We start from the raw sequence: 12,400 nt of genomic DNA on the forward strand, positions 1-12,400 counted from the left end.
GGGCAGTGAAAAAAGGGAAAAGGGGTGCTAATTTCTTCTCAGGATGGTTTCCTTCGAGCGAAGACGAAGCCTGCGATTCCCACTATGATGGCTATGGCGATCGCGCCGTAGGCCACTGTAGTGAGTGTCGAGACCTGTCCCTGAAGGCTATTGATGCTATTCTGCAGAGTGGTGATTTGGGAACTGGCGCTGTTCAGTGCTGTTTGTAGTGAGTTGAGGTTGCTCTGTGATGCGAGGCCACCCAGTACCGAGGACAGCGAACCCGCAGTCACCTCGACCGGACTGGTGTACTGAGGAGCTGCGACCGGCACTGAGCCAGGCAAGACAGTGATGTTCCCGCCGCCGCGAACACGCTGGCTGTAGATTCCAGAAGTTGGCGTCGTGTACCCGGTGAAGTAGACTCTCAGCGAGACTGACCCTGGTGAGGTGGGTGTGTACAGGAAGTAGAAGGCACCGTTGGCGTCCGTGGTGGAACCCTGGACCCCGGACCAGGTCTTGTTGTCAGAGCTGGACTGCAGGACCACTTCGTAGTTGGTCCCACCGCCGCTCGCGTAGGGCTGGCCGGTGACCGGGTTGGTGAATGTGCCAGCTATCGGCTGGCTCATGCCTACGTAGAAGGCCGGAATTGGGCTACTCGTGAAGGTGCCTCCTCCGACGGTCGGATTGTATCCGGCCAATTTCAGGAGGGCCGCCGCTGTCGTTGGATCGTATGGCCTTGGCGTCAAGGAGGAGTCCTTGTAGCCGCCGACAGCGAATGGAACGTCGCCTGGGGAAGCACTGCCTACGAGCAGTTGTGAGATGATGAGGTCTCTTGGGATCAGATAGTCGATTGCCAGTCTGATGTCACGGGCGGCAGCCGCGGTGCCCGCTGGTGTTCCCTTACCCGTTCCGAGTATGGGATGCTCCATGTTGATGCCGATCTCTTGCTGGCCCGCGTTGGGCTCAGCGTAGACTTTGGCAAAGCTCAGGAGGCCTGCCTTCGCCTGGACGGCGTAGTGGTACTGTGGGTCCAGCGCGTCGACCGTCCCTGACTTCAGGGCTGCAATGGCCGGGTCTGTCTCCGAAATGTATTGGACGTAGTAGTTAGTGAGGGTGTACTCGCCACTCTTCTGAAGGGCTGTCGCGTTCCAGTAGTTTGAGAACTTCTTCAGGTGTGTTACTGCGTTGACTGGATCATAGCCAGTGAAGTTGTATGGACCGGTTCCGAAGGGGCCGGTAAACGTATGCCCGTTCGATTTGTAGGACCCAGCCTGAGCAGTGTTGAAGGCTGAGCTGGCCCAGTTGCAGGTCGTCTTGCCGTTGAGACATCCTGCATCTACCCTTTGACCGTTCAGGTAGTGCATCGGCAGTATCGCGATACTGTCGAATTCAGGATGGAAGATGGCTGCCGGAGACGTGAGGCCTTGGAAGTTACCCAATGTGACAGTGACTGTCAATCCGTCGCTGGAAGCCACCATCGAAGCAGGTCTGGCCGGGCTGTCTGGCAAAGCCGACGCCGGCTTGCCGGCGGCGGGGCCGTAGTAGACAGTCGTACCAGCTACGTTGTCGTTGACCAGCTCGGTGGTTGTTCCGTTCGTCCATGTGAACCGGATGTCGTTGCCCAGAGCAGATGTCAGCGCAGCCGCAGAGGCAGATCCGCTGTTGAAATCGGAGTAGGCTAGGAATGAGTAGAGGACATCGTTCGCTGTGAATGGAACACCGTCTTGGAAGGTGACACCCGACCTAAGGGTGTAGGTCAGTTTGTTGCCGGCCTGGCTGAATCCCGTGGCTAGGTCTGGGATAATCTGTGGAGCTCCGCAGCTGCTTCCGCAGGTTGGGAACCCGGACGGGTAGCCCAGAAGGAAGAGGGAGTCGTAGACTGGTACGAACGACTCGAAGTCGTAGTAGGACGAGGTGAGCAATGGCAACATCTGCTCGAAGTCGCCCGTGGTCCCAACGACCATACTTGTCTTGGAACCGTAGCTCACGAACTGCGGGACAGGACCAATGTTAGCGTAGTATGCATCCCACCCGTGGTAGTTGATACCTGGGTTGGTGGCATACTGCGCGGTGTCGTACTCGATCGGAATTTCAGGCCTGTCCTGGTACTGAATATTCTCCCACGCCTTCAGGTCTGCGACCCCTTGCGACGTGTAGCCTTCAGCGACTGCGGCCCTGATCTTGGCATCCGCAGTCGAATTGGTCCACAGGTAATAGTTGCCGCTGGATGGCGCAAACTGCGAAGAGTCGAATTGTAGGAACTCCGCGCTGATTGGGAAGAGCGCCGGAGTGTATCCGACCAGCTGGAGGTCGAAGCCGCCTTGGTCGAATGTCTTTCCTCTGACCGACAGGTCAGGCAGAAGGACCCTCCCGTAGACGGTACTCCAGGGCAGGAACACCTCTTTCGCGTTGATACCGACGTTCTGCAGTGAGTTGGCTATGACTGCGCCCCATTCTCGCCTGGCCGGGTTCGCATTACCCGGGGCGATGATTGTGACGCTGAAGAGGTTGGACGTAGCTGCATGTGTAGGAAGTGGAATTGCACTGAGGATGAATATGGATAAAATTGCACCCGCTAATATAGCGTTTTTGTTTTCATTCATTGCTTCGTTAAGCAATACCCGTCTTTGAGACTTTGGCGTATTTATCTGTTCCTAACCTCTCATCATCGTGAAAGGGGTCTCGCGGCACGCAAAGGAGGTCCGACCCGAGGAATGATTGAGACGAATGAGAGCCTAGCAATAGATAAATACGTTGAGAGGGCAATGAATCATCGGAAATGGGCCTAGGGCGGTACATAATTAGACGGCTCATCTACATGGTTCCCCTCTTCATCGGGATATCGCTCGTCAGTTTTGTGGTGATGTACGCCGCAGGAGACCCCATCAAGATTGTGACGGCCGCGAACCCTAGGATTTCTCAGGCCCAGAGAGCCGCCTTGTCGGCATATTATGGCCTCAACCTGCCCCTCCCCGAGCAGTATCTCCGATGGCTAACCAACCTCGCCCAGGGCAACTTCGGCACTTCCTTCTTCGCGGGTCTGCCTGTCTCTCAGCTTATCTGGAACTGGCTTCCGAACACGGTGGAGCTTCAGGTCGTGTCGATAGCCCTTTCCCTGGTAATCGGCATCCCCATTGGAATCTACTCGGCCCTGCACCGATATTCGAAACCAGACGTCGGTATGACCGTCTTTGCCCTTTTCGGGATTTCGATGCCCACATTCTGGATCGGGATAATACTGATCTTCATTTTCTCCTACGTTCTGGGTTGGTTCCCGAGCGCAGGAGCATACGGTTATCCTGTAATGTGGTGTCCGGGAGGGGTGTGCAACCCACTGCTCGACCACCTGGGTCACCTGTTCCTGCCGACCATGGTTCTCACCTACGTGAGCCTCGCACTCAACGTGCGGGTGATGAGGTCAGCGATGCTTGACGTCATGCGGCAGGACTACATCCTCGCAGCCAGAGCCAGCGGCCTCAAGGAGAGGCTCGTGGTGTACAAACATGCCGCGAGGAACGCGATAACACCGGTCGTAACGTTCCTGGGCCTTAGCATAGGAGCAATCCTCGGAGGTGCCCCCCTGACCGAGACTGTGTTCAACTGGCCAGGCCTGGGTCGCCTCTTCGTGAACAGGGTTGGAGTTTTGGACTTCCCCACGATAATGGGAATCACCATGATCATCACTCTAATGACGCTAATAGCGAACCTAATCACGGACCTTTCGTACGCTTGGATTGACCCAAGGATCAGGATAGAGTAATGGCGACACAGCCAGCCACAGAGATAACTCCCCAGACCAAGCGGAGGAGCGCCAGCCAGGCCGCCGTCGCATGGAGACGCTTCAAGAAAAACAAGGCTGCGCTTGTAGGGGCTTTCCTCATCGGAGGACTGGTCTTCATGGCCGTCTTTAACCAGCAGCTGGCAAGGTTCCCCGCACAGCCCGCCTACGACGCCTATTACCCCCTGCACCACCAGCAGTCTGCCGGGCCGCCATCCTGGGAGTATCCCCTTGGAACGAGCTTCGGAGGGACTGACGTACTTTCGGAGATAATACACGGGTCGGTCTGGACACTGTATGTGGCGTTAGGTGCGACAGCAATCACGATGGCGATAGCAATAGTCGTTGGTCTAGCTGCGGGTTATTACGGCAAGTACGTCGATGACGGCCTAATGAGGTTCACCGAAGTCTTCCTCGTCTTCCCATCACTTCTACTGATTCTGGTGGCCGCGAGAGAATTCACACTGGTTTACCACAGTGCGACGTTCACTGTACCCGTGGTCAACATCGAGCTCCCGGTGGGACTGACAGCTGTGGTCGTCATCCTGGCCGTCTTCGGCTGGGCCGGGATAGCCAGGTTGGTGAGGGGGCAGCTTCTGTCACTGAAGGAGTTGGAGTACATTCAGGCGGCCAAGACAATCGGCGCGGGGGGAAAACGGATCATGTTTAGGCACATGTTCCCGAACATCCTCTCGCAGATAATCGTGGTGGCCACCCTCAACATGGCCGGGTTCGTAATCGCCGAGGCGGCGGTGAGCTTCCTCGGCTTCGGGGACCCCAACACGGTGACCTGGGGACAGATATTAGAGAACAACTTCTCGTATGTCACTGTCGTGCCCTGGGCGGAGATATTCCCCGGGCTCGCAATACTGTTCACGGTCTTGGGCTTCAACCTTCTGGGGGACGGACTTGCAGACGCGCTGAATCCGAGGATCAGGGACTGAATGTCCTCGGCGCACGACGGCGGACCACTGCTTAATGTAAAAGGCCTGAAGACATATTTCTTCACCGAGGCAGGGGTAGTCAAGGCCCTCGACGATATCAACTTCAAAATCGGCAAGGGGGAATCGGTGGGGCTGGTAGGCGAATCAGGCTCGGGCAAGACGGTGACCGCGCTCTCGGTGATGAGGATAGTTCCGACGCCTGGCAAGATATTGGAGGGCGAAGTCGAATTCGACGGCGAGGACCTGCTCACCAAGAGAGAGGAGGAGATGAGGAAGGTGAGAGGGCCGAAAATATCCATGATCTTCCAGGACCCCACATCGTCCTTGAACCCGGTGCTCAACATCGAGACCCAGCTCGTCGACATCCTGCTCGAGCACACGGACATAACCAAGGCCCAGGCCAAGGATGAGGCGGCCAAGCTCCTGGAAGTGGTTGGCCTCCCCGAAGCCGAGAAGAGAATCGCGGACTTTCCTCACCAGTTCAGCGGGGGGATGAAACAGAGGATTGCGATAGCCAGGGCGCTGGCCCTCAAGCCTCAGCTCCTGTTCGCGGACGAGCCCACGACCAGCCTCGATGTGACTATCCAGGCGCAGGTCCTCGAGCTCCTCAGGGGACTCCGCAAAGAGTTCGGTATGTCTCTCGTCATGATCACCCACGACATGGGCATCATTGCCGACCTCACGGAGAGGGTCGTTGTCCTTTATGCGGGCAGGGTCGCGGAGGTTAGCACCACGAGAGACCTCTACAGGAACCCGAAGCACCCCTACACCGAAGCGCTGCTATCCGCTGTCCCCAGGCTCGACAAGCGCAAGGTCCTGGAAGTTATCCCGGGGAACATACCGAACCTCATCGAAGCACCCACGGGGTGCAGGTTCCACCCCAGATGCAGGTACGCCACGCAGATCTGCATGGGGAAGGTCCCTCCGCTCGAGGACACGGGCGAAGGCCACCTGGTCTCCTGCCACCACTGGAAGGAGCTCACACTAAAAGGAGAGGAGTAGGGTGCAGGATAACAACCAGGTACTGGTAGAAGTCAAGGGACTGATCAAGTACTTCCCGGTATACTCGAGGGGAGTGCTGCTAAAGAGGAGGGTCGGGAGCGTTCACGCTGTGGACAATGTTTCGTTCCAGATCAGGAAGGGCGAGACCTTGGCTCTGGTGGGAGAGAGCGGGTGCGGTAAGACGACCACTGCCAAGTGCATCCTTGACCTGGAGCACGCGGACGAGGGTGACGTCCTGTTCAATGGCCAGAGCATCTACGGGAGTCTCAGATCAGGGAGAGAAAGGAGGATGGCGGTGAGGAGGAAGATGCAGTACATCTTCCAGAACCCGTTCGCCAGCCTCGACCCCAGGATGACCGTCTACGACATACTGCTGGAACCTCTGGAGGTACACAGGCACCTCCCCAAGAAGGAGTGGGGGGAGAGGGTCTATGCACTGCTCAAGCTTGTGGGACTGGAGGAGTATCACGCCGAGAGGTATCCACACGAGTTCAGCGGAGGACAGAGGCAGAGAATTTGCATAGCGAGAGCCCTGGCTGTGGACCCGGACTTCGTCATCGCCGACGAGCCGGTGTCGTCGCTCGACGTCTCGATCAGGGCCCAGATTCTGAACCTGCTGGGAGACCTAAAGGAGGAGAAGGGCCTGACCTACTTGTACATTTCTCACGACTTGGCGAGCGTCAGGCAAATCAGCGACAGGGTCGCCGTCATGTACCTGGGTGAGATCGTGGAGATCGCTGCCACCGACGAGATATTCGACAGGCCGCTGCACCCCTACACCCAGGCGTTGATTTCTGCGGTGCCGATTCCAGACCCTGACAAGAAGACCAAGAGGATAATCCTCTCCGGAGAGGTCCCAAGCCCGATTTCGCCGCCAAGGGCATGCAGGTTCCACCCCAGGTGCCTGTACGCTACGGACATCTGCAGAACCGAGGCTCCGCCGTTGATTGAGGCGAAGAAGGACCACTGGGTGTCCTGCCACTGGTGGCAGAAATTCGCGTGATTGCTCTAGCCGATTCTTCTTCTCTGTGCCTCGACGAGGGCCTCGCCGTAACTAAGGTCGATTAGGTGTCGTCCCGGGGTGTAGACGTTCCGGGAGTAAGACATCGCGCCTGTCCCGCTCGCCTTGTGGACCACCAAGAGCCCTTTCGTGCTCAGGCCTCGAAGGGCGCCCTTGACGACGGCCTCCACAGGGAGTCCCGGGGCCTGCTTCGAAATCCTGGTGTCCAGTTCAGATTTATGTGCGGAGTAGAATTCCCTGCAGGTGAATGATTCAGTGGAGAACCTGCTGTTTGTGAGCACCTCCCAGACTATCATCCTGGCTGTGCTTATCCTGGCGCTCTTTCCTCTGTAGAGGTACACGAGGGCTGACTTCGCCGCACGCAGATATAAGACATTCGACGAAGTTGCGAATGTACAAGCGACTCGCCTTGGACTCCCAGACGGAATGAGGGCGACTCGTGGCCGCGAGATAACTGACGTTATCCTCGTCGCGTCGCTCGTGTTCCTCGCGCTCACACTCGTGCTGCCGACTGTGAAGCTCCCTGAGAGCGAGAACCACCTTGTAACTGGATCTCATGTGAACGGGACGAGTTATCAGATCGAGTTCTACGATGTGCCTCCGGTCGACGCTGGCACGCAGGTCAACATTGCATTCACTGGCTTCGCCGCGCACGGCGTACAATTCGCTCTCTCTCCCCTGCAGGGAGACACGCTGCTCAAGGCGCTCGCGTACGGAACAGTCGGCGCGGGGGAGAACTACTCATTCTCTGTGGTGCCGAACATGACGGCGGACCTCAGGTTGCTTGTCGTCTCGTTCAACGGCACGGGCTACACTGTGCAAATCAGTTCAATCTGGTCGCCGTTCTACGACCTCAGGGTCTACACCGCCCCCGCAGTCTTCCTCATACTCGCGAGCGGTGTCGCGGCTTACTACTTCAGGCAATTGGTCCCGCAGCAAAGAGACGAGGAGAAGGTTAGGGAGGAGCTTCACGCGGAAGCCCGCAAGTCCGCCTCTGGCGGCGATCTGGCCTGAGCCGACCGCGGCCTGACAATCCCGTAGACGTAGATCAAGTCGAGTATCACGAGTGCTAGGACAATTGCTTGCACCCAGTCGAGAGTCAGCGGACTGGTCAGTTGGCCGTTCCTGCCCGAGAGGGTAGTTGTGAAGGAGAGCGGAAACCTCGCGAAGAGGAAAGCGAGACCTTCCTGGGCGGCGTAACCTGCCCTGTTCGCCTGCTCGAGGATAACCCAGTAGAGCGCTGACACGAGGACGACGTTTAGCACCACCGCCTCGGCGATCGTACTGAGCTTCAAGGTCAGAAACGCTCGGACCATGGGGAATTAAGCGTTCGGGAGCTTCAATGCGAGGACATAGGGTCCGGGGCGAGGAGATCGCAGTATTTCCACGGTAACGGTCCGACAATCCGACTGGAGGAATTACGCACACCGACCTCGAGGACACGGCCAGTCGCTGAACCCGAGGCCTGATGATAGAGAGACTTGGCTTGAACTCGAATTGCATGCGGAATCCAACGGCCTTCATGGAGCCAATGGTTCGACCTTCGAGATACCCGGGGGGCGCCCACCGTCATGGCAACAGGAGCCAACTTTAACCGCCGCCAAGAACGAGGTCTTGAGCCAAGCTTGAGCGCAGCCAGAAATGTAGCGGCAGTACTGCTCGTGATAGTGCTTCTCGCCGGCTCTGCGCTCTTCATTTACACTTACACGAGGAAGGTGACTGGAATCAGCATGCTGCCGACCTTGGAGCAGGGAGACCTTGTGGTCGTGCAGCAAGTTCCAATCAACCAACTGGCCGTCGGGGACATAATCGTGTACGACCCTCCCTGCTCAGCGGAGGGCACGGCTGTGATTCACAGAGTCATCATTGTCGCGGGGAACGGCTTCATAACCAAGGGAGACAACAACGGCCTGACCGACCAGGGTGCTGACATAGCGAATGGGCCAGTGACGCAGGGCTGCATCGAGGGGAAGGTCGTCTTCGTAGTTCCCTACATTGAAAGGCTGTCCGAGCTCCCCTACGGAATCAACTACCTGCTGGCTGCCCTTATCGTCATCTTCGTCGTCTACGGAGAGCTGAGGTCAGGAAGAGACGGCAGGCGGCCCGAGGCAGCCGAGCTCGGGGACACGTGAGGGACCGTGCAGGAAGGCAGGATCGGCCCCTGTACCTTAGTGGGAAAGTGGGTCCGACTCGAACCGTTGGAGGAGAAACACTGCGAGTCGCTTCTCGAAGCAGGGAGAGGGTTCGACCGGGCTTGGCCCCCCCGCGACCTGAGCACCATCGACGGGGTGCGCCAGTGGGTTCGCGAGGCGCTGGAGGCTCAGGGCGGGGGTACGGTGTATCCATTCGTAGTTGTTTCCCAGACCGACGGCAATGTCATCGGGTCGACGCGCTACTTGGAGGCAATCCAAGAGCACAGGACGGTAGAGATTGGGTGGACGTGGTATTCGCCACGAACCTGGGGGACGGCCGTCAACCCCGAGTGCAAGTTGCTTCTTCTAAGGCACGCCTTCGAGGACTGGAATGCGATCCGCGTCCAGCTCAAGACTGATGTCAACAACCTCCGCTCCCAGCGCGCAATCCTCAAGCTAGGCGCACGGTTCGAGGGTAGACTGCGAAATCAGATGGTGAGGCGGGACGGATCGGTTCGAGACTCGGTGATGTACTCGATTGTGCAATCGGAATGTCCAGACGTCAAGATCGGACTGGAGTCCCGGCTCAAGGCCTTGTCCAAGGGAGGAGCATCCGAAGGATGATGATTGTTGCGCTCGCATCGTAGGCTTCTTGGAAGCTCATGGCTTCAGTTCTTGTAACTCTTCGGGAGATGGACAGGTAGGCGTTCGACTTGTAACTAGGGGAGATGCTAATCGTTATGGTTGGGTTGCATGAAATCAAGACAATCTCACCCAGTGAACTTGAGACCTAGAGAAGGCTATGTTCGGGAAGGCGATGTGCTTCTCGAAACCGAGCATCTAGCGAAGAGGCTTGCTCAGTGGTGACAGAGGTCAATCGCCCGCACCCTACGCATTCTGACGAAACAGGAATGATACGCGGAATGACTATAACCTACGAATTTCCATGAAAGATTAGCACACAAATTATATATACTCTAAGAGCACAACCCTCCGATTGTGATTACGCGCGAGTTACGGCCGAACTTCACCATGCCTGCGTTGTTAATCGCACTGTTGTTACTAACCGCTATCCAAGCGGTGAATGCTGCTCCCTCTCAACACGATACAGACAAGAAGTGCTTTGTCGAGCTGCCAAGTGGCAGTACCGTTGTGAGCCAAACGGCCGAAGAAACCGTGGCCATCTGGCCGGATGGCAGCAGACACGCGTATTCGTTGTCGGAAGGGAACTGCAGTGCAACGGAAGGTTACGAGGCGACGATAAACGGTTATATTGAGTCGGTCAGCAGCACGGCGAGCGTATCCTATACCTCCTTGCAAGATCAGTGGTCCGTGGTTCCGGCCCCTTCAAATCAGAACGGCGCAATTGGAGGTAATCTGATTTTCTTCTTTGACGCAATACAGGATAGCACCCCCGTCATATTTCAGCCGATTCTCGCCTGGGGATGCCAGTTCGCCACGGCCGGAGTGTGTACCCATGGGGGAGGATTCTGGTGGATATCGGCCACAATTTGCAGTGTCTCCACTTGTTCGTATACACCGGTGATTGGAGTCAATGCGGGGGACACAATGGTTGGACAAATTAGTTGGCAGACGGTTGTCAATTGTGTAGGGCCGGTCTACTTCACAGGCTACAAGGTAACTGTCACAGACCAGACGACTGGATTAAGTGCGACTCTCTATGGTTGCAGCGGGGGAGGGACGTTGGCGCTTTCTGCAGCGTTTGAAGCTCACAACATCAATTCCTGCAATCAGCTTCCCAGCGCGACATCTTTGACATTCAGCGGCGTAGGCACAAACCCCAGTTCCAATTGGTCTGGCAGTTTGACGAGCGGCCTTACGCCTTGGTGCTCCTTTGCCAACCCAACTTCTAGTCCGACCTCGGCAACCGTTTATTGGAGCTATTCATAGACGCGCCATGTGTGGGGTGAGTTCGCCGCACATTTTATATTGTAACATATTCACTCACGCTTCGTGATCGCATGAGTTCGGATGAGAAGATGCTGGACGGAGAGCTGAAAGGGAGACCCTGGGTCCTCCTCATTCTGGGGGTGACTCTCCTGGTGCTCGGTTTCATCGCATCCGCGTATTACTTTTGTAGTCTGGGCCCCCGCGGCGGATGTACGCCACCCTTTAGTTCGCGCTCGCTTATCGCGTTTATGCCTGGTTTGGGCTTCATGCTTGCTTCGATGTACGACTTCAGAAGGGCGCTGGTCAAGAAAGGTATTGGGCACTCTTAGCGAGAAACTTCAATTAGTGATAGTATGAGGTCGGATGAAAGAAGGCTACACGAGGACCCGAGGAGACCTTGGGCCCTCCTAATTCTAGGGGCGATTCTCCTAGTTCCCGCCTTCATCGGAGCCTCATTTTCTGGTTATAATTCGGGCTTCGGCGGATATACGCCACCTTTTAGCCCGCGGTCGCTCATCTTGTTTATACCGGGTTTAGTCTTCATATTCGCTTCGATGTACGACTTCAGAAGGCGCTTATCAAGAAAGATCATTGGACACCGATAGCGAGAAACCGCAATTCCTCCAAAACTCTCGATTTATTGCGTCGCTAGTCGAGTCGGCGGTTGGAGTTACACCACACAATCCTTCGACGTTGGGTTGACAAGCCACCTAGGCTCACCGCCGAGCCCAGCACGTCCGTTGGATTCGTCTCCTTCCCGCGATTTGAGCCGTCCTGAGGAAGAAGATACTTCATCTCCCGACAGCTACAAGCCTATCTTAGAGATACCTCATCTCCCTAAGAGTTACAAGAACTAGAGGTCCAGTTCCTTAAATACGATTTATATAGTCAGGCAAGTCCGCTCGGCTGAAATGCCTCAGACAAAGGCAATAATTAGCATCGAGAACGTTGTTGCGTCAGCATCCATCAATCAGACAGTGGACCTGAACCTTATCACGAAGAACTTCGTGGACGTCGAGTACCACCCGGACCAATTCCCGGGCCTCGTCTTCAGACTGAAGAACCCGAAGACGGCCACGCTGATCTTCAGTTCGGGGAAGATGGTGTGCACAGGGGCGAAGTCGGAGGAGCAGGCCAGGAAGGCCGTCGATGAGGTCGTCCGCAGGCTCAAGAAGGGGAACATACCCATCAAGAACGAGGCGGAGGTTCAGATCCAGAACATCGTCGCATCCGCCAGCCTAGGAGGCAAGGTCCACCTCGAAGAGGCAGCCAGAACCCTTCCAAAGTCGATGTACGAACCCGAGCAGTTTCCGGGCCTCATCCACAGAATGGCAGACCCGAAGACTGTCATACTGCTCTTCGCTTCCGGAAAGCTGGTTTGCACCGGCGCGAAGAAGGAAAGCGAAGTCTATCGGGCCGTTAACAATCTGCATGTGACTCTCGAAGAGAAGAGTCTCATGGTATATTGAGCCCTTTCCCCGTCATTCGCGATTAGAGATACAGGTTAGGCCTCTCGATAAGAGGCGCAGCTAGGAGTCTATGATTGGAATTCGGCAATCGAAAACCTGTTCACTTTCAGCGGGCCGTCTCCTCGAGACCGCTCTATTTTCGCGCGGGCTTTTATCACCCGCAC

At 56.5% G+C, this 12,400-nt stretch carries 11 protein-coding genes; 8 read left to right on the forward strand and 3 right to left on the reverse strand.

Going from position 1 to position 12,400, the window contains the following annotated elements:
• Positions 1-38: 38 nt before the first annotated feature.
• Positions 39-2,582 (reverse strand): ABC transporter substrate-binding protein, encoded by a 2,544-nt coding sequence (locus LYZ69_00545; GenBank protein ID MDV3276937.1) that lies wholly within the window; start codon positions 2,580-2,582, stop codon positions 39-41.
• Between the two features lie 176 nt (positions 2,583-2,758).
• On the opposite strand from LYZ69_00545, the gene LYZ69_00550 reads away from it, so the two are divergent.
• Genes LYZ69_00550 through LYZ69_00565 form a run of 4 tightly spaced genes read left to right on the forward strand, consistent with a single transcriptional unit; the run spans position 2,759 to position 6,706 of the window.
• The gene (locus LYZ69_00550) at positions 2,759-3,739 is read left to right on the forward strand and encodes an ABC transporter permease (protein ID MDV3276938.1); all 981 of its coding nucleotides are present in this window, start codon (positions 2,759-2,761) and stop codon (positions 3,737-3,739) included.
• Positions 3,739-4,701, forward strand: coding sequence for an ABC transporter permease (locus LYZ69_00555; GenBank protein ID MDV3276939.1), 963 nt, complete (start codon positions 3,739-3,741; stop codon positions 4,699-4,701). Before LYZ69_00550 ends, LYZ69_00555 begins: the two co-directional genes overlap by 1 nt.
• On the forward strand, positions 4,702-5,703 hold the full coding sequence (locus tag LYZ69_00560) for an ABC transporter ATP-binding protein (GenBank protein ID MDV3276940.1): 1,002 nt from the start codon (positions 4,702-4,704) through the stop codon (positions 5,701-5,703).
• Position 5,704: 1 nt separating this feature from the next.
• On the forward strand, positions 5,705-6,706 hold the full coding sequence (locus LYZ69_00565; protein ID MDV3276941.1) for an ABC transporter ATP-binding protein: 1,002 nt from the start codon (positions 5,705-5,707) through the stop codon (positions 6,704-6,706).
• A gap of 5 nt (positions 6,707-6,711) precedes the next feature.
• Here the strand turns inward: LYZ69_00565 and LYZ69_00570 are convergent, their stop codons facing one another.
• The gene (locus LYZ69_00570) at positions 6,712-7,065 is read right to left on the reverse strand and encodes a hypothetical protein (GenBank protein ID MDV3276942.1); all 354 of its coding nucleotides are present in this window, start codon (positions 7,063-7,065) and stop codon (positions 6,712-6,714) included.
• Positions 7,066-7,150: 85 nt separating this feature from the next.
• On the opposite strand from LYZ69_00570, the gene LYZ69_00575 reads away from it, so the two are divergent.
• On the forward strand, positions 7,151-7,738 hold the full coding sequence (locus LYZ69_00575; GenBank protein ID MDV3276943.1) for a hypothetical protein: 588 nt from the start codon (positions 7,151-7,153) through the stop codon (positions 7,736-7,738).
• On the opposite strand, the gene LYZ69_00580 is transcribed toward LYZ69_00575, so the two are convergent.
• On the reverse strand, positions 7,693-8,019 hold the full coding sequence (locus LYZ69_00580) for a hypothetical protein (GenBank protein MDV3276944.1): 327 nt from the start codon (positions 8,017-8,019) through the stop codon (positions 7,693-7,695). The genes LYZ69_00575 and LYZ69_00580 overlap by 46 nt on opposite strands.
• Positions 8,020-8,349: 330 nt before the next feature.
• Here LYZ69_00580 and LYZ69_00585 point away from each other — a divergent pair, with 330 nt between their 5' ends.
• The 3 genes from LYZ69_00585 to LYZ69_00595 all read left to right on the forward strand — a co-directional run bounded on the left by LYZ69_00585 (position 8,350) and on the right by LYZ69_00595 (position 12,236).
• On the forward strand, positions 8,350-8,856 hold the full coding sequence (locus LYZ69_00585; GenBank protein MDV3276945.1) for a signal peptidase I: 507 nt from the start codon (positions 8,350-8,352) through the stop codon (positions 8,854-8,856).
• 66 nt (positions 8,857-8,922) lie between these two features.
• A complete protein-coding gene (locus LYZ69_00590) occupies positions 8,923-9,480 on the forward strand; it encodes a GNAT family N-acetyltransferase (GenBank protein ID MDV3276946.1) in 558 nt (185 codons plus the stop codon).
• Between the two features lie 2,198 nt (positions 9,481-11,678).
• Positions 11,679-12,236, forward strand: a complete 558-nt coding sequence (locus tag LYZ69_00595; GenBank protein MDV3276947.1) for a TATA-box-binding protein — start codon at positions 11,679-11,681, stop codon at positions 12,234-12,236.
• Positions 12,237-12,400 lie beyond the last annotated feature (164 nt).

The sequence above is a fragment of the Nitrososphaerales archaeon genome (genome assembly GCA_032906765.1).
Classification (GTDB): domain Archaea; phylum Thermoproteota; class Nitrososphaeria; order Nitrososphaerales; family Gagatemarchaeaceae; genus DASPPF01.